Below are 22,781 nucleotides of genomic sequence, written 5' to 3'. Positions count from 1 at the left end.
AGCTAGTTCTTCTGTAGTCAACGAATAGGATCGAAATGGGCCGAAAATCATCCCTGACAGAAAGGCAGTGGTCGGAGATAGGTAGACGCCTACTCACAGGGGAAAAGGGTAGGGGGCTGGCCAGAGAGTTTGGCGTATCCGAAGCCACGATCAGAAAACGCTTTGGTGCGCAGACGAAACAAATAAAAGACGTTGCAAATCAATTGGTTGCGGCAGAGTCGGCATTTAGTGCGCTACCGATTGGTGCGCAGATAAGTGCGCGCACCTTGGCCGACGAGCTGAAAGAAATCTCGATGCACTTGGCCGGCGCCGCACGATATGGCGCTGCCACCGCGCACCGGCTATCCGGCATCGCGCATAACAAGGCTGGCGAGATCGATGACGCCGAGCCGCTCGATGACAAGAGCCGCTTGGCCTTGGGTGATATCGCCGTGTTGACCAGGATGGCCAACGGCGCCGCCGAGATCGGCATGAACCTGCTGAAGGCCAGCAAGGACGTGAAGCCGGACGACGACGCGCCCACACCTGTCGCCATTACCTTCGGCGTGAAAGACGCCAAGCGCCATGACGACAATCCAGTTTGACCTGAACGTCCCGCAATCGAGCTTCCTGCAGCTGCCGCACAAGTTCAAGGCCTACGTGGCCGGGTTCGGCTCGGGCAAGACGTTTGTGGGCTGCGCCGGAATCTGCGCCCATTTCTGGCAGTGGCCAGGCATCAACCAGGGCTACTTTGCGCCGACCTATCCGCAGATCCGCGACATCTTCTACCCGACGATGGAGGAGGTGGCCTATGCGATGGGCTTGCGCATCAAGGTGAAGCAGGGCGACCACGAAGTCGAGGTATACGAGGGCCGCCGGTACCGTGGCACGGTCATCTGCCGCTCGATGGAGAAGCCGGAAACCATCGTCGGCTTCAAGATCGGCCACGCGCTGATCGATGAACTGGACGTGATGCCGCTGAAGAAGGCGCAGATGGCCTGGCGCAAGATCATCGCCCGCATGCGCTACAACGTGCCGGGCCTGATGAACGGCATCGACGTGACGACGACGCCCGAGGGCTTCAAGTTCGTCTATCAGCAGTTCGTGAAGGCAATCCGGGATAAGCCTGAGCTGGCCAGCTTGTACGGCCTGATTCAGGCGAGCACGTTCGACAACGAGCTGAACCTGCCCGACGACTATATCCCGTCGCTGATGGCCAGCTACCCGCCGGCCTTGATCGACGCCTACCTGCGCGGCAAGTTCACCAACCTGACCAGCGGCAGCGTGTATGCCGATTTCGACCGCGCGCTGAACCACACGAACGAGATCATCCTGCCCGGCGAGCCGCTGATGGTGGGTCTCGACTTCAACGTGCAGAACATGACTGCCTGCATCAACGTGGTCCGGGAAGGGCTGCCGCGTACGCTGGCTGAGCGCGTGCAAGTGCGTGATACGCCGGCCATGGCCAAGATCCTGAAGGAGGACTTCAAGGACAAAGGCCACCAGGTGAAGATTTTCCCGGATGCGTCCGGCCAGAACACCAGCAGCAAGAACGCGAGCGAGTCCGACCTGTCCATCTTGCGCCAGGCGGGCTTCTTGCTCGAAGTGAACCATTCAAACCCTGCGGTCAAGGACCGGGTCAATGCCTACAACGGCATGATCCTGAACGCCCAGGGCGAGCGCCGCTGGAAGATCAACACCGACCAGTGCCCGACCACCACCGAGGCGCTGGAGCAGCAGGTTTGGGGCGCCGACGGCCAGCCGGACAAGAAGTCTGGCCACGACCACCCGAATGACGCGAATGGCTACTTCCTCGTGAAGCGCTACCCGATCGTGAAGAGCACGACGACCACCGCGCCGCTGCGCATGTAACAACAAGGATTTCCATGACCGATGTACGCACACAATCAGCCGAAGCGGCCAAGCTGAACGAGGATTGCGCGCTGATCGCCTCGCTGCTGGGCGGCACGAAGACCATGCGGGCGGCTGGCAAGAAGTATTTGCCGCAGTGGCCGGGCGAGGACAGCGAAAGCTATGATCTGCGCCTGGCCGTCGCCACGCTGTTCCCGGCCTATGCGCGCACCATCGATGTGCTCTCGGCCAAGCCATTCAGCAAACCGGTGACGCTGGGCGAGGACGTGCCGGAACGGCTCAAGCCCTGGCTGCAGAATGTTGACTTGTCCGGCCGCGACCTGCATAGCTTCCTCTCGGAAATTACCCAAGAGGCGATGGGCTATGGCTTCGCTGGTATCCTGGTCGACTTCCCCAAGGCTGGCAACTTGGTCACGAAGGCCGACGAGCAGGCCGCCGGCGTGCGCCCGTACTTCGTCCAGGTGCATGTGCAAAACGTCCTGGGCTGGTTGCCGAAGAATGCGACCAGCCTTGATGGGCTGACCCAGCTGCGGTTGCTGGAAAGTGTGTCCGAGCCGAATGGCGACTTCGACACCAAGGAAATCGAGCAGGTACGCGTCTTGGGACGGGGCACCTGGCAGACCTGGCGCCAGAGCGATACCGGCAGCAAAAAGGAGTGGGCGCTGCATGAAGAGGGCATCACCAGCCTGAAAATCATCCCATTCGTGCCCGTCTACGGCAAACGCCTGGGCTACATGCAGGCCACGCCGCCGCTGCTGGAACTGGCGTACAGCAACATCGAGCACTGGCAAAGCAAGAGCGACCAGCAGAATATTTTGCACGTCGCGCGCGTGCCAATCCTGTTTGCCAAGATGCTGGGCGAGGGCGGCATCACGGTCGGCGCCGGCAGCGCGGTCAAGTCCGAATCGCCAGAAGGCGATCTGAAATTCGTGGAGCACGGTGGTAAGGCCATCGAGGCCGGCCGTCTGTCCATCCTCGACCTGGAAGACCGCATGCGCCAGGCTGGCGCTGAACTGCTGGTGATCAAGCCGGGTAACGTGACCGAATCGCAGACCCTGGCGGACAACGAGCAGGGTGCATGCGCGCTGCAGAAGATCGCGGGCAACGTCGAGGATGCCGGTGACCAGGCGCTGCAGTTCATGGCTGAATGGGTGGGGGAGGCCGAAGGTGGCCACATCACCATTTTCAAGGACTTCGGTGCCGCGTCGCTGGCCGAGGCCAGTGCCGAGCTGCTGTTCAAGAGCGCCGCCGGCGGGAAAATCTCGGGCGAAACCTACTTCAACGAACTGCAGCGCCGCGGCATTCTGTCGCCGGATCTGGACTGGGAGACGGAGCAAGAGCGTATCCAGTCGGCTCCGCCAGACCTGATGGGAGCATAAATGGGCGCGCTCGAAGAGTGGATTGCCGAGATGTTCCTCGTTCATTCCCTGAATCTGCTGCGCTTTTCATCCGGCGCGCAAGAGAAAATCTTGCTGCTGATGGCGGCCGTGTCGAAGGAATTGACGGCCAAGCTGAACGAAGGCGAGATATCGACCTACGGCAAGCAGCGCCTGGGCGCACTGCTGCGCGAGTCGAACGCGGTGATTTCATCGCATTACACCGGTATGCAGGCCGAAATGACGCGCAACCTGACCGGTATGGTGCGTATCGAGGCTGATTACACGGCCAAGGTGCTGACCCAGGGCCTCAAGATCGAGTTGGGCGCCAAGCTGCCGCCCGCCACCTATCTGGAGAAACTGGTCGGCGACACGCTGATCAAGGGTGCGCCATCGGCTGACTGGTGGAAGCGCCAGGCACTTGACACGCAATTCCGCTTCGCCAGCCAGGTCCGGCTCGGTGCTGCGCAGGGTGAGACGACGTCGCAGATCGTGTCGCGCGTGCTGGGCAAGAGCGCCAAAGCGGCCGATTCGCCGGCCAACAAGCCGGCATTGCCTGTCACGCCTCCAATGCCAGATTCGAGGGCGCCGCCCGCCGGGCCAGCAACGAAGCCGGGTGCGCCGCCAGCTGATCCAGCCGCTAAGCCGCCTAACGCCGCGCCGGATCCTGTAGCGCCGGGCGAGCAGGGCATCTTGAAAACGTCAGCCGCGAATGCGCGCGCGTTGGTGCACAGCTCGGTGCAGGCAGTGGCCAACGCCGCGCGCCTGGCGTCCTTTCAGCAGAATGCAGACCTGATCGAGTGCCTGGTGTGGCTGTCCACGCTGGATTCGCACACATGCCTGTTGTGCGCCATGCGTGACCTGCACGAGTACTCTCTGGACGACCAGGAGCCAATCAACCATACCCACGAGTGGGCGGGCGGCCCTGGTGCCATCCATTTCAGCTGCCGATGCGTGCTCAGCACGCGTACCAAGTCATTCAAAGACCTGGGCATCGAGCTGGACGAACCGGGCGAAAGCACGCGCCCCAGCGACGGCGGCCCGGTCAGTAGCAAATTGAACTTCAAGGACTTCTTGGCCAGCAAAGACAAGGCCTGGCGGGCTGAGTACTTGGGGCCGGGCCGCGCCGAGATGTACGAGGCGGGGAAGATTACGCTGAATGACCTGATGAACCTCAAGGGCAGGAAGCTGACGCTGGAGCAGCTGCAGGCGAAGTACAAATAGCAAAAGTGAGGGCGAATGGAAATTGCACTGCAAGTCGCGGCTGCCGTATGGGGCGCGTGGATCGCCCTCAACCTGCTTATGGTGGCTCTCGCGGCGACAGTCCTACCGGTTCAGCAGGTGCACTTCGACGGATTCCGGGCGCGGCTGCCGACCTCGTTGCCGACGCTGCTGGCGCCGGCTGAGATCGCCGCTGTCGTGGCACACGAGCATGGCCACGGCCATCACCTGCATATCTGGACCAACCTGCTGTTGCGATGCCTGCTTTTGACGCCTGGGCCGCAGCGCCGGCGCCGACAGGAAATCGAAGCCGATGACTATGCTGTGGCGCGCGGACACGGCGCCCACTTGGCCAGCGCGCTGCGCAAGCTGTCGAGCCATCCCGACGATGTATCGCGAGCCGAGCGCCTGGAGCGCATGTAGCACAAACGATTTCACAGACCGCCCGCGAGGCGGTTTTTTATTGCCGCGAGCGGACGCGAAGCGGCGCACGGCCGGAAGGCCATTAATAGGGCGGATGCCCAGAAAGAACGACCATGCCATTCAAATACAACGCAGACGGAACCATTGCTATCGACGGCGAGAAGAAACTGCCGATCTTCATTCACCCGAACGGTACCGAGGCACCATTCGACGCGGATACCACGCTGGGCACGATCACTCGTCTGAACGGCGAGGCCAAGACCCACCGCGAGGGCAAGGAAGCGGCAGAGGCAAAGCTGAAGACCTTCGAAGGCATCGAAGACGGCGTAGCTGCCCTGGCCGCCCTGAATACGGTGAAGAGCCTGAGTTCCGGCGAACTGAAAACGGCCGCCCAAGTCAAGGAAATCCAAGATGCGGCGGCCAAGGCCGCGCAAGAGCAAGTCGCCGCCCAAGCCAAGGCGAGCGCCACGCAGTTGCAGGAATTGACCGCGCAGCTGGATAAGCGCACCAACGAATTGAACACCCACATGATCGGCGGCGGTTTCGCCAGCTCGAAGTTGTTCACCGACGATAAGCACCCGCTGCGCCTGGCTATCCCTGCCGAGATGGCAAAAGCCTATTTCGGCAACAACTTCAAAGTCGAGGACGGCAAGACTGTCCCGTATGACGCCGCCGGCAACAAGATTTTCTCGCCGACCCGCCCGGGTGAAGTGGCCGACTTCGATGAAGGTCTGGCGCAGCTGGTGGCCGCCTGCCCATTCAAAGATCAGATCCTGAAGGGCTCTGGCGCATCTGGCGGCGGCGCGCAAGGCGGTGGCTCGGGCGGCAGCGGAAACGCCAAGCAGGTCACGCGCGCCCAGTACGAAGCGGCCGACCCATCGGCACGCGCCGGTCTGCTGAGCGGCGGCGCCGTGCTGGTCGACTGATTCCGATTTCCCTGTTCCACCGAATGGCCTGCCGTGCGCGGGCTTTTTCATATCGGCATTACCGCAACATCGCAATACATTTGCCGGCGCCTGGATGGGCTAAGTCGGTGCTTTGGGCCGGATGGCCTGCTGCTGGAAATCCCAAACCACTTACCTTTAAGGCAATCAACATGAAAAAAATGTTCGCTTTTGCCGTGGCGCTCGCCGCCATGGCATTGTCCACGGCCACCTCGGCCGCAACCGCCAGCGCCCAGGCTGTGCGGGGCTTCGCTGCGCCAGCCATCAGCAAGGCAGTCTTCTGCGCACGCGTGGCGCGCGAGCTGGCGTATGGATACGTCTGGAACTACGCCGCCAAGACCGGCCTGGTACTCGGCGCCAACAACCTGACAGGCCTCATCAATACGCTGTATAACGCGATGGATGTGGTTTCCCGCGAACAGATCGGTATGATCCCGGCCGTGTCGAGTGACATGACCTTCGCGCGTGCCGCCGTTGGTCAGACCGTCACTTCGCCAGTTGCGCCAGCAGCAACTGCGACTGATATTGTGCCAGCCGTTACGCCGCCAGATGACGGCAACCAGAACATCGGCAACAAGGGTGTCACGCTGACGAAAGCGCGCCGCGTTCCAATCCGCTGGAACGGTGAAGAAAAACTGGCGCTGGACAATAGCGGCAACAGCTACAACATCATTCTGCGCGACCAGTTCGCGCAAGCGATGCGTACGCTGGCCAATGAAGTCGAAAGCGACCTGACGGCGCTGCACGTCAAGGCGTCGCGTGCTTACGGCACGCCAGGTACCGCTCCGTTTGGCGTGGCCAACGAGCTGAATGACACCGCCGGCGCGCTGCGCATCCTGGAAGACAACGGCGCTCAAGGCCTCGACTTCCAGTTGGTGCTGGGCAGTGCTGCCATGCAAAACATGCGCAGCAAGCAGTCGGGCCTGTTCAAGGTAAATGAAGCTGGCCGCGAAGACATGCTGCGCAACGGCATCACCGACCGCCTGCAAAATCTGGCGCTGCGCCAGTCGTCGCAGATCAAGCGCCCAGCCAAGGGTACCGCTGTCGGCGCCACAACCAATGCCGCAGGCTATGCTTTCGGCGCCACGGTTATCACGTTGGCGGCAGCTGGTACCGGCACGTTTGTTGCTGGTGATGTAGTCAGCATTGCTGGCGACCCGGAAAACAAATACGTGGTTGCCTCCGGCGATGCTGACGCCTCGAACGGCGGCACGATCACCCTGGCTGCGCCAGGCCTGATGCAGGCTATCCCTCCCGCCGCGACGGCGATCACCGTTGCCAACGTCGGCTTCCGTAACCTGTTCTTCGCTCGTTCGGCGATCGTGCTGGCCACCCGTGTACCCGCGCTGCCGACGCAGGGCGACTCGGCTGTCGACCGCACCATCATCACCGATCCGGTGTCGGGCCTGTCGTTCGAGGTCAGCATGTACATGCAGTACCGTCAGGTGCAGTACGAGATCGCACTGGTATGGGGCTGCGGCACCGCCAAGGACGAGCACTTCGGCATCCTGCTGGGCTAACCATCAACCCGGCCCGGCCTGCACTGAGGTGCTGCCGGGCCTCACCTGGAATTCACCATGGATACCCTCAAAATCGTATCGACGGACCCGCACACGCAGGGCCCATTCGTCGTCATCAATAAATCCGACTTCAACCCCGACGTGCACGAGCTGTACGGCGACCAGGACCTGGGTGCGCCGGCCGAACGCGTGCCAACCATGGCCGAGCTGCTGGCCGCGCGTGATCAGCTGCTGGAGCGCGAGCGCGAACTGGCGGCCGAGAAGGATCGCGTTGCCGAACAGGCCCAGGCCAACGAGGCCGAAGCGCAACGCCTGCGCAACGAAGCTGTAAGCCTGCAGGCCGCGAAAGATGCAGCTGCTGCGGCAAGTCTTGCCACTTCGACCGAAAAGCCAGCCAAGGCTGCCAAGGCGTAATCCCTGGCCAGCACCGCCCCGCGCGCCGGGGCATTCCACAAACCGCATTCCCGAAAGTCACTATGCCAACCATCACCGCCGGCAGCACGCCACAAACCATCAGCTTGTCCGAGGGGCAAGTTCTGAATATCAGCGGCGTCGTCGGCACTGCTGGCGTGGCGTATCGCCTCGATCCGGTGCTGGGTGGCACGAATTCACTGCAATCGTGGACCATCGGCGCTGGTGCGTTGGCGCAGATCGGGCCTTATGCCGGCCTGCAGCGCTTCCTGGTGACGTGCTCTGCGGGACGTGTGGATGTGAGCGCGTCAAATGCGGTGTTGAACCTGTCGAGCGGTGGCGCCGCTGGATCGATTCCATTTTCGGCTGCTGTTCCGCTTGGTGGCGGTAGCGTCGTGATGGAAAAGAAGGTGGTGAGCGGGGCGCTGACATTCGTGCCTTCTGGCGCTATCTCTGGTGGCGTATGCGTTGCAGAGATGCTGGCCGACGGCGTGAATGCGCCTTCGTTCGCGGCTTTTGAAGAGCATTCCTCGTCGTCAGGCTGGCTGAATACGGCGGGATTTACGAACCTTGTGCAGTTTTTCTGCATCGGCACCCGCAATTACTTCTCGGTCTCGCAGCCCCTTGTACAAGTGGCACCCGATTTGACGCCGCCGACCGTGGCGTCAGCTATCGTCGCGGCAGCTTTGCCGGGAGTGCTCTCCATCGGCTTCAGCGAGGCGCTGGCCAGCGGCTTTGTTCCAACCGCAGGCGCATTCACGGTCGACGGCCACACCGTGACCGCGGTGGCCTTGCGCGCAGCCTTCGTAGGCTTGACAGTTGCCCCGGCGTTTGGGGGCGGAGAGGCCGCGCGCACGGCGGCGTATGTGCAGCCCGGTAGTGGCGGCTTGCGTGACCCGGCCGGCAATCTGGTGGCGTCGTTTAGCGGCCGTGCGATTGCCAATAATGCCGGCGTGGTCGTGACCGTGCCAGCTGCGCCCACAGCGGTTGCAGCGGTGGCCGGCAATGGCCAGGCCACTGTAACCTATACGCCTGGGGCCGATGGCGGCTCGACCATCACCGGTTACGTGGCCACATCAACGCCAGGCGGATTTACTGGCAGCGGCACATCTGGCCCGATTGCGGTGCCTGGCTTGACGAATGGGGTGGCCTATACGTTCACCGTGCACGCCGTGAACAATATCGGCAACAGCGCCGAGTCGGCACCATCGGCCGCTGTTACGCCAGCATTGCCGGCCGCCGGATATGCTCGGTTCGCAAGTCTGGTCAACACGACCGAGAGCGGCAGTGCCGACCCATACGCCTACACAGGTAATGGCACAGCATTTGGTACTGCAATGGGCGGCATAGCAACAAAATCTCGCGTGGTTGGGACTGATGGCTCTTGCGCTGTGGTGCTTGGCACGGCCACCGACGCGACGCACGAGGCAATGCTCGGACTGGATAATTCTGCCACCCCTGTCGGCTACACTTCGCTGGACTATGCGGTGTTCGCGCCAAGCACGGGAACCTATCGTGTGGTCGTTGGGGGAGTTAGTACGGCAGCGACAGTGGCCGTTTCCTGCGCTGCGGGCGACATCATGCGCCTCAGTATCGCAGGGGCGAATCTTGACGCACAGGTATCGAAAGACGGCGGCACGACGTGGACGACCATCTACTCATGGAGCGGCATCTCCTCATCGGCAGTTAAGTATCATATCCAGGCTGCGAAATCTGCTGTACTCACCGCCAGCCAGATTGTCGGTGCCGCATGATGATCATTCCGACCGGAATGGCGCGCACGATCTATGACCCGTCCCGTACAGCCATCACCTACGACGGCAACAGCATTATCGATCCGACGCTGCCAGGCGACCTGGTACTGCAGCTGGCAGCCATGCCGCCCATCAGCAATGCACTGACGATTTCCAATATCGGAAAGTCGGGCCAGACCATCCGGCAAATGATCGCGACGCGGAGCGATGTTTTGGCATCCTTTGTACCCGGTCGCCGCAATATCCTGATCGCATTCGAGATCACCAACAGTATTTTCAACGGAGTGTCCCGAACTGGCCTGCAAGCCATTGCCGATCTGGCCGAATATATCATCGCGGTGCAGGCCGACGTCGCTGCTGCTTACCCAGGTCAGCGGTGGACCGTGATTGTACAGACGGCCATCCCGCGCGGCGACTATCTGGGCGCCGTCTATACCGCGCAGACCGGGGAGGTGGAGCTGCAGGCCGCCAACGCGGCACTGCGGGCGGACTACCGCTCGATGGGCGCAACAGCCCTCGTAGAGTCGCGGCGCCCAGGCGGCATTTTCGATTTCACTGACTCGCACAACGGCGTTCGATTCCCGTCGACCTATTGGCGCGATCGCACGCACCCGAATGCGGCCGGCGACGCCGTGTTGGCCGGTTATGTAGCTGATGTCCTGAAGACGCTGCCTGCCCGCTGAAATTTTAAGGATCCACATGCTCACAATCGAAACCGGCGCAGGCCTGTCTGACGCCGAATCTTACGCCAGCATCGCCGCAGCTGACGTGCGCTGTGCCAGCCTGGGCCTGACTGCCTGGGCGGCGCTGGCCGTAGCTGACAAGGAAATCGCCCTGCGCAAGGCCATGGTCTTCATGGCCACCTACCGCACGCGCTGGGCCGGCCGTCGCGTCTATCAGCGCCAGACGCTGGACTGGCCGCGCTACAACGTCGTGGTCGATGGCTTCATCGTGCCCAGCACCATCGTTCCGCCCGACGTGATCAATGCCTGCATCGACCTGGCCGTGCGCGCCGGCAGCGGCGAAGATCTGCTGCCCGACCTCGACACTGGCTCGAACGCGATCAAGAAAGACAAGACCGGCCCGCTGGAAACGGAGTACTTCCAGAACACCACGGATGCGCGTGAGCGCTTCGTGGCCGTGGACGCAATCCTGGCGCCTTACTTCGGCGAGCCCGGTGGTGGCAATTCGATCAAGGTGACACGAGCATGAGCGCATACCCCGCAGTGAAGATCGATGGCTGTTTCGTCGCTGATAACACCTACCGCGACGGCGGCAAGGTATGGATCGTCACCAACCTGATCGCACGCGCTAAGGACTTGGTGCCGTTCGACCTGCCAATGGCGGCGATTTACTCCGGCAGCGAGGTCTGGACCCCTGTCGGTTCGGCCTACGGCATCGCGCACCACGTGCGCCGCGCGCTGGACGTCAACACCGAGTATCCGATCATTCTGTGCCAGCAGGGCTTCATCATGGACGGCTGGCATCGCGTGCTGCGTGCCCTGATCGACGGCAAGACCACGATCAAGGCCGTGCGCTTCGTGAAGACGCCGCCGTATGACTACTTGAAAGCGCCATAGGCTATGACCGATTACAGCAAAAGCGCCTCGCGTGCCGACCAGTCCCTGCGCCGCAAGGGCGGCGTCGTGGCGCTACGCCAGGTCGTCACCGGTCCATATGATCCAGGCCTGGGCTCTGCACCCACCATCACCACGGACTACGAAGGCACCGGCGTGAAGATAAACTACGAGGCCGAGAACATCGACGGCACGCTGATCCAGGCGGGCGACCAGAAACTGCTGTTGTCGCCGCTGCAGCGTAACGGCGCGCCAATGCCGACGCCAACCACGGCCGACTTGGTGCTGTTCGGCGGCGCCAGTTACACGGTAAAGGCCGTCGGAACCACAGCACCGGTCGATGTGGCCGTGCTGCACACGCTGCAACTGCGGGGGCTTTGATGGCGAGCATGTCATTTTCGATGCAGATTGCCGAGTTCATCGCCAAGACCAAGGCCAACCAGGATCTGGTGGTGCGCGCCATCACCATGAAGATCGACAACAAGCTGGTGCAGCGCTCGCCGGTCGGTGATGCCAAATACTGGAAGCACAAACCGCCACCAGGCTATACAGGCGGGCGCTTCCGCGCCAACTGGCAGCTTTCCATCGGCTCGCCGACCGCTGGCGTCCGCGACCTGATCGACAAGGACGGAAGCGCCACAATCGCCGCCCACGGTAGCACGATCAGTGCGGCGAAGGCGGGCGACGTGATCTACCTCGTGAACAACCTGCCCTATGCGAAGCGCATCGAGGAGGGCTGGTCCCGCCAGGCGCCCGTCGGCGTCGTTGCGCTGACGGTCGTGGAATTCCGCACCATTGTGGACAACGCTGTGAACGGCGTGCGCGACGGCACCACCGCAAGCGAGTTCGCCCAAGGCTATTCGAGCTATAAATTATGAGTCAATCAACAATACGCGCTGCGCTGGAGGTGGCCCTGGCCAGCCTCGCGCCAGCCATCGACATCGCTTGGCAGAATGTGCCATACACGCCAGTTACCGGTCGACCGTACCAAGCAGCCTATTTGCTGCCGGCCGATCCAGATAATCATTCCATGGGCGACGGCTCGCGCCAGGAGCGCGGCATCTTCCAGGTCAGCTTGCTGTATCCGCCAGGGCAGGGCACCGCCGCCGCCGGCGCGCGCGCTGAAATGATCAGGGAGCTTTTCCGCCGCGGCGCAAGCTTCACGAAGGGCGATGTGACCGTGCAGATTGAGCGCACGCCTGAAATCGCCAACGGCCGCGAGGACGGCGACCGCTGGATGGTGCCGGTCAAAATCCGGTATTTCTGCAACTTGTAACACGCATCACTCCACACAGATCGCCTCGGCGGTCTTTTTTTTCGACCAAAGAAAGGCAATCCATACCATGACCACTGCAAACGGCATCGACAGCCTGCTCGTTATCGGCAAGCAAACAGCGGAAGGCACAAAGGCCCAGGCTGCCGCCGGCCGCCTCTATCCACGCGTGACCGCGACGTATGACACGGACGCCGACAAGTACTCGAGCAATGAGATCGACCCGAGCCAGCAGCAGAGCGATACCCGCCTGGGTAACTTCCGCACCTCTGGCGTCATCAAGGGCGAAGCCAGCTGCGGCACCTACGCCTTGCTGCTGGCCGCGCTGCTGCGCCGCGACTTCACGGCCGGAGGCGTCACCGCGGCACAGAACACCATCGCATCGGGTGCCACGGGTCTGACTCGCAGCGCTGGTTCCTGGCTGGCCGACGGTCACCGCGCCGGTACCGTCGTGCGCATCGGCGGCTTCCTGACCACCGGCGCGGCCAACAATGCCAAGAACTTCTTCATCACGTCCGCTACTGCGCTGAAGCTGACGGGCCAGTTTATGAACGGCTCGGCCATGACCGTTAAGGTCGAGGGCGATCCAGTGACGGTGACGGCGATCGGTAAGCGCAGCTTCACGCCGCTGAGCGGACACACCACCGACTGGTTCACTGCGGAAGTTCAGGATCCTGGCATTGCCGTCAACCGCTGCTTCATTGATCAGTTGGTGAGCAAGGTTGACTTATCCGTGCAGCCGAACGGCATCACCAGCATGGATTTCACGCTGATGGGCAAGCTGGAAGGCCCGACGACGCCGGCAGCATACTTCGCCGCGCCGGCGGCCGCGCCTGGCACCGGCAAGTTCTCGGGCGCCACGGCGATGCTGACGGTGGCCGGCATCCCGTCGCAGATTTGCACCGGCATGTCGCTGTCCCTCGATGGTCAGGTCAAGATCGATCCGGTGATCGGCTCCAAGTTCGCCACGGCCGGCTCGCGCGGCAAGGTGCTGGGCTCCGGGCAGTTCACCGTGCTGATGCAGGATTCGGCCTATATCGACTACTTCAAGGAAGAAGTCGAGTTGCCGCTGGCCTACGCCATGGCGGCCAGCACGGCGCCATTGGCCGATGCGATGACCATCGCCATGGGGCGCATCAAGATCACCAGCGCCAAGGTCGATGATGGTGAAAAAAACAAGATTGTCACTTGTGCCTTCGACATCCTGCGCTACCAGGGCGCCGATGCGCAGTATGAGGCGACCACCGCCGCCTTCCAAGACACCAGTCTGTAATCCATTGCCCGGCCACGCGCCGGGCTTCCTTTTTGGCGCAAGCCAACCCCAGCACCGACCGGTCGCTGTCGCCTTCGTGGGCGCGGCGGCCGGCACGGGCATTGTTTATTTCCCACGAAAGGCACTACCCATGAATACCACCCAAGCACCCGCAGTCCTGAACGCCGCTCAAGCCCTGGCCGTCGCTGGCTTCGATATCGCCAACCTGTCCGCGCCAGCCGCGCGCGTGACCTTCGACGTGCCCGTGATCTTCGACGCCGACGGCGAGCCCGTGGCCGGCATCAAGATCGTCGGCAAGAATTCCGACGAGTACCGCAAGGAAAGCCACGCCGTGCGCGCCGAAGGCTACAAAAAATCGGCCAAGCGCAAGACCGCCATCGATGCATCGACGGACGAAGGTGCCGATCAGTTGGTGAACGTCATCGATGACAACCAGAAGCGCCTGGCGCTGGCCGTGGCTGTCGACTGGTACGGCTTCACCAGCAACGGCGCGCCGGTCGCCTTCGACAAGGACATGATCGCCGCGGCGTTCGACAAGTACCCAACCTGGCAGGACCGCGTAACGGCCGCCCTGGAAAACGACGCCAATTTTTTGAAGGTCTAACCCAGGCCCTGTTGCTGTACGCCGATCATCTGTTTGATCGCGCGGCAGCGGCAGGCGACGGCAACGCCAAGGGCGATCACCTGGACACCGCCCGGCAAAACCCGCTCTACCGAGCACCCGAGGCACCGGCGGTGCCGCAGCTGCCGCCCGAGTTGGCCTATATCTGGACCTGGTTCACCCAGCTGAACCAGAAGCGCCAGTGCGGCATGGCCGTGAACGCGCTGACCAGTGCCGAGATATTGGCCTGGCAGGCGCGTCATGGTATCCGCTTCGATCCGTTCGAAGAAGCCGCCATCGATCGCCTTGATGCGCTGTTCATTTATCGCCAAAACAAGAAGGACAAATAAATGCCTGATATCGCCGAGCTTGGCCTTTCGATTGACACGCGCCAACTGGAGCAAGGCGCCCAGGCGATGGACCGTCTCGGCGCCGCCAGTGAACGTGTCGAGAAGAAGGTCGACAGCGCGACGACGGCAGTGGCGCGCCTGGGAGATGCTAGCGCGTCAGCCAAGGGCAAGGTTGAGGAGGGTGCCGTCGCCGTGTCATCCGTTGGGGATGCTGGCGAGCGCGCGCTACGCATGATCGAGCCGGCGAGGGCGGCAATGCTGTTGCTTGGGTATGCCGGGATTAGTGTGCGTTCCGGGGCTGCGGAAGCTGCGCTTGGCCTGGACGCATTGAGCGGTTCGGCAGCCAGCATCGCACGGCAGGCATTGGACCCTGCAAAAAATGCAATGCTGATGCTTGGATACTCTGGCGCCGGTGTTCAATCGGCGGCAGTGCAAGCCGCGCAAGGGCTCGATATGCTGCGGGCTGCTGCTGAATCGGTGGCGCGTCAGGGTCTGGATCCGGCGAAAAATGCCATGCTGCTGTTGGGCCATGCCGGCTCATCGGTTCAGGCTGGCGTTTCGAGCGCATCAACTGCGCTCGATGTGCTTGGCGGCTCGGCGTCAAATACTGGTCAACGGACTTCTGTTGTTTGGGAGGTGCTTGATAGAGTTGGCAACTCAGCATCCGGCGTAGGCTCGCGTGCGCTTGTTGCTGCGGAGACCTTTGAAAACCTCGGCAGATCAGCGTCCAACATAAGCCCCCGTGCGATTTCTGCTGCGGATGCCATTGAAAACCTTGGCGCTACAACTGAGCGCACATGGAAAAAGCAAGCCGATTACAACGGCGCAATGAATGATACTTCGCGCCTGATGCGAGATGCTGCCGAGGCGTCGCGGAATTTGGAGGACTCAAAACACAGGCTGCTGGTTGAACTCCAGCGCGAAATTGATGTTTTCGGCATGTCGCGCAGTGAATTGGAGCGCTACCGTGCTGCGGAGCAGGGTCTGGGCCTTTCTGCACAAAATAAGGCTGCCGCCCTGGGATCTAGCATTGATGCTATGCACCGCGAGGAACGCGCGGCGCGCGATGCGGCGGCAGCCGAGGACCAGGCCACCCAGGCAGGCGACCGCTTCATCAAGAACCTGCGGGACCAAGTGGCCACGCTGGGCATGACAACCCAGCAACTGCAAGCCTACCGTGCTGCCCAGTTGGGCGTTTCCGATGCGGCTGCGCCCTTGATCAACAAGTTGGCCGAGGCCGGCGCCGGCGCTAAGTCGGCGGGCGGCCACATGGAAGGCCTGAGTTTTCAGTCCGCCAGCGCAAAGCGCGAACTGCTGGTGCTCGCCCATGAGCTGAGTCAGGGGCAGTTTCAGCGCTTCGGCGGCTCGATGATGGTTCTCGGCGAACAAACTGGCGCCGCCAGCCTGCTGTTCAGCGCCGCCGGCCTGGCTGCGCTGGCCTTTGCTGGCGCACTGGGCACGGTTGCCTACGCGATGATCAAAGGTGCCAGCGAGCAGCGTGAAATGAACAATGCCCTGATCTCGACGAACAACTATGCAGGCGTCACCAGCGACAAGCTGAACGAAATGGCGCATGCGGCGACTGAGGCGGGTGGGAGTATCCGTGAGGCCAAGAAGGTCGTCACAGAGTTGGCCGGCACCGGCAAATTTACGGGCGATCAGATCGCCTACATTACTGATGCGGTTATTGCTCTTGAGCATGCCACGGGTGAATCTGTCAAAAAAACAATCAAAGAATTCGAATCTCTGGCCGTTCAGTCGACTGGTAGCACCAACCGTGCGACCGAGGTGATCACGCGCGCAACCGTCAAGTTGGATGACACCTATCACTTCTTGACGCTTTCCGTATATGAGGCAATCCGTGCCTTGGAAAAAGACGGTGATGCCAAGGGTGCATCTGCAGTCGCCACTGAAGCGTTTGCAAAGGCAACCAAGGATGGTGCAGAGCAGATGATTGCCAACCTTGGTAGTGTGGCGCGCGCTTGGCATGGCGTAAAAGAAGCAATCGGCGGCGCTATGGATGCCATCGGAAGCTACGGCGCCAAGGCCACGCCAGCGGCCGATGTAAAAAAATACAGTTTCCGCCTGTCGGAATTCGATAAGGGACTGGCTGATAGCAATCTGCGCTTGGGGCGCGCACCTGATGCCATTACGCCTGAACTACAGGCAACCCGTACGCAGATTGTCCTTGGCCTGACCGACGCCGTAGACAAATTGAACAAAGCTGATGCCGTAGCTATGGCCCAGGGAGAAGTGGCGACTAAAAATTCGCGTGCAGTTCATGCCGCTGCAATGATCCACGCGGAAGATATCCGCCTGCAAAAGAAAGGAATGGGGGAGCTGGCGGTCGCCCTGGATGCGTACCAATCGAACATCGATGCCATTCGCGCTGCTGACCCAAATTCACCTCTTATTAGCCCTGACGCGATTGCCGCTGGTATTGCTGCTCGGACCAAAGCGCACACAGAGCAGGCTAAACCAAAGGCCGACCAGGTCGAAAACACTCAACTTGCCGACCAGATCAAGCAGTATGAGAAAGAGGCCGCGACCGCGAAGGCCCATTACGACGCATTGGGCAAGCTTGACGACATGTACTTAAGGGGCGGCGAACTGTCTGTACAACAGGCATACGAGAACAAGCGCTCATATGCAACCAAAACATATGAAGCCCAGATTGACGCGTATGACCTGGAGCTTGATGCGTTGACCAGCCACAACAGCCGCACCAGCGGCGAGGCTGCGAAACACGAAAAGCAGATCAACGAGATCCTCGGGAAACGTGACGCGGCAGAGAAAGCCTTCTTTGACGAGAGTTTCCGTCGGGACGAAGAGGAGCGCTTGCGCCAAGCGGCAATCGCCACCGCCGCATCAGATGCCGCCAACAAGGAAATCGCAGCCATTAATGCCCAGGTGGCCGCTGTTGAGGAGCAAATCCGCACCTACGGCTTGTTGCCGGCGCAAAAAACCGCTTTGGCAGTCGCGGATCTTGAAGAGCAAAAAGCTGCTCTTGCCAGTTTCGAGGGCAATGAGAAGGTCATTGATGGCATTAATCGCAAGATCGAAGCGATGAAACGCCTTGGCATCGTGCAAAGCAAGGCTTCGACGCAAGAGCAGGGTGGCGACGTGGCCAAGGCCAAAGAGTTGCTGGATATCCTGACGGCTGTCGACACTGCAACGAAGTCGGCAGCGCAAGGTATGGCCGCGTCGTTCGGCGCGGTCGGCACTGCTATCGGCGGACTGACGACAGCCTTATCCGGCTATGCCGTGCAGCAGCAGGCTATCGCTGCCCAGTTGGCCGCCGCCACCAAGGATGCCTATGGTGACCCGACCAAAGTCGCCAAAGCCCAGGCCGCTGCGGCCCAGCAGGGCGCCCAAGCGCAGATCAAGTCTTATGGAGACATGGCCAGCGCCGCCAAGGGCTTCTTCAAGGAAAACAGCACCGGTTACAAGGTGATGGAAACCGCAGAAAAAGCATTCCGCGCCTATGAAATGGCCATGGCCGTCGAGTCGATGGTCAAAAAGATCTTCTTCAAAGAAGCCGAGGTGGCCGCCAACCTGACACTGAACGCCACCAAGGTGGGCGGCGAGGCTGCTGCCAGTGCCGCGTCAACCGGCCTGGCCGCGACCGAGGCCAGCGCCTGGGGCATCACGGCGGTGGTGAAGGCCCTGGCCTCGCTGCCGTTCCCAATGAACCTGGCCGCTGGCGCCGCTACGCTGGCGGCCGTGGTGGCCATCGGCGCCAAGATGCTGGGCGGCGTAGGCGGTGGCAGCGTCAGCGTATCCGAACAACGCCAGGCTGCCAACGGTACCGGCTCGGTGCTGGGCGACTCGTCCGCGAAGTCGGAATCGATCGCACACAGTCTGGCCATCATGGAAAAGAATTCCGGGCTGGGCCTGGCTTACTCTGCATCGATGGCCAGCTCATTGCGCCAAGTTGTCGACGGTATTGGCGGTCTCGGTGGCCTGCTGGTGCGTAATTCCGGAGTGACCGGCAGTATGGCGGCCGATACAAAAGGGGGCGCCGCGTCGTTTGGCGCGTCCACCCTTGGTGTTGCACTGACGGGCGGGGTTATCGGCTTGACACTGGATAAACTGACCGGCGGACTTGTTGGAAAAATCACCGGTGGCATCCTGGGTTCCATATTTGGAGGTAAAACGACCACGCTTGATACGGGCGTCATGTTAAACAAGGCATCGCTGACCAGTATTCAGATGGGTGGCGTGTCCGCTAGCCAATATACCGACACGAAAACGTCGGGTGGCTGGTTCTCTCGCGATAAGAACCGCACTGCGCTGAGCAGCCTGGGTGGTGAGGCGAACGACCAGTTCACTAAAATCATCCTGGGCCTGCGCGACACGATTCAATCAAGCGCCACGGCGCTGGGCATGGGTGGCGCCGTTTTTACCGCGCAGCTGAATACATTCGTGGTCGACCTGGGCAAGATCAGCCTGAAGAATTTGAAGGGCGATGAACTGCAGAAGGCCTTGGAAACAGCGTTTTCAAAGCTGGGCGACGACATGGCCAAGTTCGGCGTGGGCGGCCTGGAGCAGTACCAGGCCGTGGGCGAGGGTTACCTGGAAACGTTGGCGCGCGTGGCCAATGACTACATGCAGGTGTCCGACGTGCTGGCCGTGCTGGGCAAGTCCTTCAATACGACCGGCCTGGGCGCGGTGGCGCTCAGCGAAAGCTTGATCGCGGCAGCCGGCGGCCTTGATAAGCTGACCAGCGGCACGAGCTACTTCGTTGAAAACTTCCTGACGGAAGCGGAACGCATGGCGCCGATCACCAAGTCGGTGAACGACGCCATGGGCAAGCTGGGAATATCGGGCGTGACCACGGTCGACCAGTTCAAGGCCCTGGTGCTGGCGCAGGACCTGAACACGACTGCTGGCCAGGCGATGTATGTGGGATTGATTGCCCTTGCCGAACCGTTCAAGAAGGCGGCCGACTATGCGGCCGAGCTGGCCGGTACCACGGGCGACCTGGCCGCAGCGAACAAGACCGCCAGTGAGATTGCCAGCGAGCGTCGCGACCTGCAGCAGCAGCTCAACGAATTGACGAAAAGCGAAACGGCGTTGCTGGCCATCCAGCGCGCTGCCATCGCCGACGTCAATAAGGCGCTGTTTGACCAGGTGCAGGCGGCCAAGGCTGTGGTCTCGGCCAAGGACGCACTGGGCAAGGCCTACGACAGAGAGGCGGCAGCGGCCCAGACTGCGCTGGATAAATCGAAATCGTGGGTGGCCACGCTCAACGGCCTGAACGCCAGCATGGCGCTGGGCGGCCAATCCACCCTGACGCCAGAGCAGAAGTACGCCGAGGCGCGGGCCCAGTTCGAGAAAACCCTGGCGGCGGCCAATGCCGGCGACACGACGGCGCAGTCCGGCCTGTCGGCCGCCGAGCAGGCCTTCTTGACCGCCTCCCAGGTGGTCAACGCCTCGGACGCCCGTTACGCGGCAGATTACGCACGCGTGCTGGCAGCCAATGACGAGGCGTTGAAATGGGCCTCGGCCCAGGTCGACGTGCAGCAGGCCAGCCTGGATGCCCTCAAGGCCCAGGTGTCGGGCCTGATCACCATCAACGACAGCGTGCTGACGGTGGCGCAAGCCATCGCCAACCTGCAGGCGGCGATGGGCACGGCGACCGGCCTGGGCGTGAAGTTCGACGGTTCCCATGCCGGCGGCCTGGCCAATGTGCCGTTTGATGGTTACGCGGCCGAGCTGCACCGCGGTGAAGTGGTGGTCGACGCGCCAGCGGCGGCAGCCATGCGGCGCTATTTCGGTGGCGCGCCAAGCCAGGGCGGCGGCAACACCGATGCCCTGGTGGCCGAGATCAAGCGTCTGAATGAAAAGCTCGACAAGCTCAACGCCGACACGAACAGAAATGCTGGCGCCACCATCCAGGCCACCGTCGAATCGAACGACAAGGCCGCCAAAACGGTCGTGGCTGGTGTCGACAAGTCAGCCAAGAGCTCGGCCTGGGCCAATACAGTGAAAGGAGAATACGCATGACTGATGCGCAATTTTTAGAATGGCTGCAAAGCCCGTCCGCCATCCGCATGGTGCTGATCGAGGCCCAGGTGAACGTGGCCGGCCAGGAGGTGACGCGGTATATCGCCTCCCGGCCGTACGTCACAGGCCCGGCCGATGTGCCGGCCAACACGGAGTATCTGCCGCTGGCCACCGGTGGCCTGGCCTTCACGGAACAGGTCAGCTTGACGGGCGAGGCCGGACTGTCCGGCGGTGACATCGAGCTGGACAACGGCGATGGCGCACTCGATGGCTGGTTGCTCGATGTGTGGCGCAACCGCGCCATCAAAGCCTGGGCTGGCGACCCCAGCTGGCCGCGCGCCGATTTCCGCCTGGTGTTTGACGGCATCGTCGATGACGTTGGCAGTTCCAGTCGCGAGACAATCAACCTGGTACTGCGCGACAAGTTGCAGCGCTTAAATACGCCCATCACCGAGGTCAAGCTGGGCGGTACGACGCCGAACAAGGACGCAATCTTGCCGATTCCGTTCGGGGAATGCCACAACGTCACGCCGCTGCTGACCGATCCGGCCACCTTGGAATATGGTTTTCTCGGTGCCGTCGAGTCGAGTTTCGAGGTGCGCACCAACGGCAAGCCGATTGCCGTGGCCTTGAATGACCAGGCCGGGCGCTTCAACCTGACCACGCCGCCATACTCGGCTGCGATCACGGTCAGCGTGCAGGGCGACAAGGGCGGCAGCTATGCGCCGCGCATCGCCCCGCTGGTGCAGCGCATCGCTACGGCGTACGGCAAGGCCGCCGACCGCTTCACGCTGGCAGACCTCGACCTGGCCAATCTGGCCGCCTTCGATGCCGCCCACCCGCAGCTGGTGGGCCTGTACGTTGCGGACCGGACGAACCAGGCGCAGGCCATCCAGCAGCTGGCGGCCAGCGTGGGCGCCCAGGCGCTGATGTCGCGCACCGGCCAGCTGCGTCTGGTGCAGATCGCGCTGCCTGCAGCCGGCGTGCCGGTGCAGATTGGCCCCGAACACATGCGACTCGATTCCTTGCGCCCGGTACAGCGCCTGCCGGTGGTGGCGGCCGTCAAGATCGCCTTCGACCGCAATTACACGCTGCAGGCCAGTCTGACCACCAGCATCCCGCCAGCGCATGCCGACCTGTACGCGACGGAGTGGCTGACGGACACCGCTGTCGATGCCGTGGTAAAGGCGCGTTACCGCCTGACGGACGACCCGCCACAGATCGAAACCTGCCTCAAGACCAACGCAGACGCGCAAGCGGAAGCGGCGCGGCGCCTGGCCCTGAACAAGGTGCAGCGCACGATTTATGAATTTGACGGAGAGCCTGAGATGATGATGCTGGAACTGGGGCAGCCCGTGGTATTGCGCGATGACCGCTTCGGCCTGCAGGACGGTGTGCCTGGTGTGGTGGTGCTGCTGTCGCACCAATGGCTGGCCGGGCGCGTGACGGTGGGGGTGTTGGTATGACGGCCATCGGCGGCGCGCGCGATACGCTGCTGCAGGCGACGGCGGAGCGTTTCAGCACGACGGCGGACGGCAAGGCGATCCTGCTGGCTGGCAGTACGCCTGTGTTTCGCGTGAACAGTGCCGGCGCCGGCGCGCCCGGCTCGATTGCGATTACCGCCAAGCCCGTGAACGTGGTGGGTGATATCGTGTTTTCGGTGTCTGACGGCACGCAGTTGACCGTCAACGGCAACGTGGCCACGGTCGACTTTGCCAGCATGACCACCGACACGACCCTGGTGCAGGCGCGCATCCGCGAATTTGGCGTCGATTACGTGGCCAACTACATGATCAGCAAGGTCTTCGACGGTATCAGAGGCGACACCGGCCTGGCAGGCTTGAACACGGGCCAGGCCTTCGCCTACAAGCGCGCGGCCGTGGCGCCTGATGATTTGCCGGGTGACGTGGTCTTTTCTTTTGCCACGGGCAGCATCACGACGCCTGCCGGCAACGACCTGGCCAATGGCTGGTCGAAGAATATCCCGGCAGGCACGGCGCCGCTGTACGTGCGCGTGGCCGCCGCCAGCTCGCGCAATGCCACGGACAATATTGTCGCCAACGAGTGGGCGGGGGCCGTGCAGCTGGCCAAAGATGGTGCCAATGGCGTGGATGGCCTGAACGTGGCGCCCGTGCGCATCTACCAGCGCGGGGCCACCAATGTTGCGCCGGCGCTGCCGAGCGCGGCATGCACGTTCA

General features: G+C 62.1%; 21 protein-coding genes. All 21 read left to right on the top strand.

The features are described 5' to 3' along the window. Positions 1-35 precede the first annotated feature (35 nt). Complete coding sequence (locus tag K0F86_RS16295; RefSeq protein WP_219135388.1) at positions 36-584, top strand: Hin recombinase; 549 nt, start codon at positions 36-38, stop codon at positions 582-584. After that, a complete protein-coding gene (locus K0F86_RS16290) occupies positions 565-1,851 on the top strand; it encodes a terminase large subunit domain-containing protein (protein WP_219135387.1) in 1,287 nt (428 codons plus the stop codon). The genes K0F86_RS16295 and K0F86_RS16290 overlap by 20 nt, the downstream gene beginning before the upstream one ends. Before the next feature lie 14 nt (positions 1,852-1,865). Beyond that, a complete protein-coding gene (locus K0F86_RS16285; RefSeq protein ID WP_219135386.1) occupies positions 1,866-3,230 on the top strand; it encodes a DUF4055 domain-containing protein in 1,365 nt (454 codons plus the stop codon). Further along, positions 3,231-4,451, top strand: coding sequence for a phage head morphogenesis protein (locus K0F86_RS16280; protein WP_219135385.1), 1,221 nt, complete (start codon positions 3,231-3,233; stop codon positions 4,449-4,451). Between the two features lie 15 nt (positions 4,452-4,466). Next, positions 4,467-4,871, top strand: a complete 405-nt coding sequence (locus tag K0F86_RS16275) for a hypothetical protein (protein ID WP_219135384.1) — start codon at positions 4,467-4,469, stop codon at positions 4,869-4,871. 113 nt (positions 4,872-4,984) lie between these two features. Then, on the top strand, positions 4,985-5,797 hold the full coding sequence (locus K0F86_RS16270; RefSeq protein WP_219135383.1) for a DUF6651 domain-containing protein: 813 nt from the start codon (positions 4,985-4,987) through the stop codon (positions 5,795-5,797). 170 nt (positions 5,798-5,967) lie between these two features. Further along, positions 5,968-7,335, top strand: coding sequence for a P22 phage major capsid protein family protein (locus K0F86_RS16265; protein ID WP_257572194.1), 1,368 nt, complete (start codon positions 5,968-5,970; stop codon positions 7,333-7,335). Between the two features lie 57 nt (positions 7,336-7,392). Further along, positions 7,393-7,749 carry a hypothetical protein gene (locus tag K0F86_RS16260; protein ID WP_219135382.1) on the top strand — a complete coding sequence of 119 codons (357 nt, stop codon included), beginning with the start codon at positions 7,393-7,395 and terminating at the stop codon, positions 7,747-7,749. Between the two features lie 62 nt (positions 7,750-7,811). Beyond that, positions 7,812-9,500 (top strand): fibronectin type III domain-containing protein, encoded by a 1,689-nt coding sequence (locus tag K0F86_RS16255; protein WP_219135381.1) that lies wholly within the window; start codon positions 7,812-7,814, stop codon positions 9,498-9,500. Then, entirely contained in the window at positions 9,497-10,183 is a 687-nt protein-coding gene (locus K0F86_RS16250) for a hypothetical protein (protein ID WP_219135380.1), read from the top strand. The genes K0F86_RS16255 and K0F86_RS16250 overlap by 4 nt, the downstream gene beginning before the upstream one ends. A 16-nt stretch (positions 10,184-10,199) precedes the next feature. Next, the gene (locus K0F86_RS16245; protein WP_219135379.1) at positions 10,200-10,712 is read left to right on the top strand and encodes a DnaT-like ssDNA-binding protein; all 513 of its coding nucleotides are present in this window, start codon (positions 10,200-10,202) and stop codon (positions 10,710-10,712) included. After that, positions 10,709-11,080 carry a hypothetical protein gene (locus K0F86_RS16240; RefSeq protein WP_219135378.1) on the top strand — a complete coding sequence of 124 codons (372 nt, stop codon included), beginning with the start codon at positions 10,709-10,711 and terminating at the stop codon, positions 11,078-11,080. Before K0F86_RS16245 ends, K0F86_RS16240 begins: the two co-directional genes overlap by 4 nt. 3 nt (positions 11,081-11,083) lie before the next feature. Further along, positions 11,084-11,458 (top strand): hypothetical protein, encoded by a 375-nt coding sequence (locus tag K0F86_RS16235; protein ID WP_219135377.1) that lies wholly within the window; start codon positions 11,084-11,086, stop codon positions 11,456-11,458. 8 nt (positions 11,459-11,466) lie between these two features. After that, entirely contained in the window at positions 11,467-11,955 is a 489-nt protein-coding gene (locus tag K0F86_RS16230) for a hypothetical protein (RefSeq protein ID WP_219135376.1), read from the top strand. Further along, positions 11,952-12,353, top strand: a complete 402-nt coding sequence (locus K0F86_RS16225) for a DUF4128 domain-containing protein (RefSeq protein ID WP_219135375.1) — start codon at positions 11,952-11,954, stop codon at positions 12,351-12,353. Before K0F86_RS16230 ends, K0F86_RS16225 begins: the two co-directional genes overlap by 4 nt. A 67-nt stretch (positions 12,354-12,420) precedes the next feature. After that, a complete protein-coding gene (locus K0F86_RS16220) occupies positions 12,421-13,623 on the top strand; it encodes a phage tail tube protein (RefSeq protein WP_219135374.1) in 1,203 nt (400 codons plus the stop codon). Between the two features lie 130 nt (positions 13,624-13,753). Continuing rightward, positions 13,754-14,227, top strand: coding sequence for a hypothetical protein (locus K0F86_RS16215; RefSeq protein ID WP_219135373.1), 474 nt, complete (start codon positions 13,754-13,756; stop codon positions 14,225-14,227). A gap of 11 nt (positions 14,228-14,238) precedes the next feature. Beyond that, a complete protein-coding gene (locus K0F86_RS16210; protein ID WP_219135372.1) occupies positions 14,239-14,574 on the top strand; it encodes a hypothetical protein in 336 nt (111 codons plus the stop codon). Continuing rightward, on the top strand, positions 14,575-20,583 hold the full coding sequence (locus K0F86_RS16205; RefSeq protein WP_219135371.1) for a phage tail length tape measure family protein: 6,009 nt from the start codon (positions 14,575-14,577) through the stop codon (positions 20,581-20,583). After that, positions 20,580-22,049 carry a hypothetical protein gene (locus K0F86_RS16200; RefSeq protein WP_219135370.1) on the top strand — a complete coding sequence of 490 codons (1,470 nt, stop codon included), beginning with the start codon at positions 20,580-20,582 and terminating at the stop codon, positions 22,047-22,049. Before K0F86_RS16205 ends, K0F86_RS16200 begins: the two co-directional genes overlap by 4 nt. Next, on the top strand, positions 22,046-22,781 hold a 736-nt coding region (locus K0F86_RS16195), incomplete at its 3' end, for a hypothetical protein (RefSeq protein WP_219135369.1). The genes K0F86_RS16200 and K0F86_RS16195, both read left to right, overlap by 4 nt.

It is taken from the genome of Janthinobacterium sp. UMAB-60 (assembly GCF_900095235.1).
In the GTDB taxonomy this organism is placed as follows: domain Bacteria; phylum Pseudomonadota; class Gammaproteobacteria; order Burkholderiales; family Burkholderiaceae_D; genus Janthinobacterium.
This window is presented reverse-complemented; position numbering and strand designations above follow the sequence as displayed.

What these genes read in the sequence shown, in the direction of transcription:
- K0F86_RS16225 (WP_219135375.1), top strand. Translation starts at nt 11,952, where the DNA reads ATGAGTCAATCAACAATACGCGCTGCGCTGGAGGTGGCCCTGGCCAGC.
- K0F86_RS16250 (WP_219135380.1), top strand. Translation starts at nt 9,497, where the DNA reads ATGATGATCATTCCGACCGGAATGGCGCGCACGATCTATGACCCGTCC.
- K0F86_RS16260 (WP_219135382.1), top strand. Translation starts at nt 7,393, where the DNA reads ATGGATACCCTCAAAATCGTATCGACGGACCCGCACACGCAGGGCCCA.
- K0F86_RS16215 (WP_219135373.1), top strand. Translation starts at nt 13,754, where the DNA reads ATGAATACCACCCAAGCACCCGCAGTCCTGAACGCCGCTCAAGCCCTG.
- K0F86_RS16235 (WP_219135377.1), top strand. Translation starts at nt 11,084, where the DNA reads ATGACCGATTACAGCAAAAGCGCCTCGCGTGCCGACCAGTCCCTGCGC.
- K0F86_RS16245 (WP_219135379.1), top strand. Translation starts at nt 10,200, where the DNA reads ATGCTCACAATCGAAACCGGCGCAGGCCTGTCTGACGCCGAATCTTAC.
- K0F86_RS16240 (WP_219135378.1), top strand. Translation starts at nt 10,709, where the DNA reads ATGAGCGCATACCCCGCAGTGAAGATCGATGGCTGTTTCGTCGCTGAT.
- K0F86_RS16220 (WP_219135374.1), top strand. Translation starts at nt 12,421, where the DNA reads ATGACCACTGCAAACGGCATCGACAGCCTGCTCGTTATCGGCAAGCAA.
- K0F86_RS16205 (WP_219135371.1), top strand. Translation starts at nt 14,575, where the DNA reads ATGCCTGATATCGCCGAGCTTGGCCTTTCGATTGACACGCGCCAACTG.
- K0F86_RS16295 (WP_219135388.1), top strand. Translation starts at nt 36, where the DNA reads ATGGGCCGAAAATCATCCCTGACAGAAAGGCAGTGGTCGGAGATAGGT.
- K0F86_RS16285 (WP_219135386.1), top strand. Translation starts at nt 1,866, where the DNA reads ATGACCGATGTACGCACACAATCAGCCGAAGCGGCCAAGCTGAACGAG.
- K0F86_RS16200 (WP_219135370.1), top strand. Translation starts at nt 20,580, where the DNA reads ATGACTGATGCGCAATTTTTAGAATGGCTGCAAAGCCCGTCCGCCATC.
- K0F86_RS16275 (WP_219135384.1), top strand. Translation starts at nt 4,467, where the DNA reads ATGGAAATTGCACTGCAAGTCGCGGCTGCCGTATGGGGCGCGTGGATC.
- K0F86_RS16230 (WP_219135376.1), top strand. Translation starts at nt 11,467, where the DNA reads ATGTCATTTTCGATGCAGATTGCCGAGTTCATCGCCAAGACCAAGGCC.
- K0F86_RS16290 (WP_219135387.1), top strand. Translation starts at nt 565, where the DNA reads ATGACGACAATCCAGTTTGACCTGAACGTCCCGCAATCGAGCTTCCTG.
- K0F86_RS16265 (WP_257572194.1), top strand. Translation starts at nt 5,968, where the DNA reads ATGAAAAAAATGTTCGCTTTTGCCGTGGCGCTCGCCGCCATGGCATTG.
- K0F86_RS16280 (WP_219135385.1), top strand. Translation starts at nt 3,231, where the DNA reads ATGGGCGCGCTCGAAGAGTGGATTGCCGAGATGTTCCTCGTTCATTCC.
- K0F86_RS16255 (WP_219135381.1), top strand. Translation starts at nt 7,812, where the DNA reads ATGCCAACCATCACCGCCGGCAGCACGCCACAAACCATCAGCTTGTCC.
- K0F86_RS16270 (WP_219135383.1), top strand. Translation starts at nt 4,985, where the DNA reads ATGCCATTCAAATACAACGCAGACGGAACCATTGCTATCGACGGCGAG.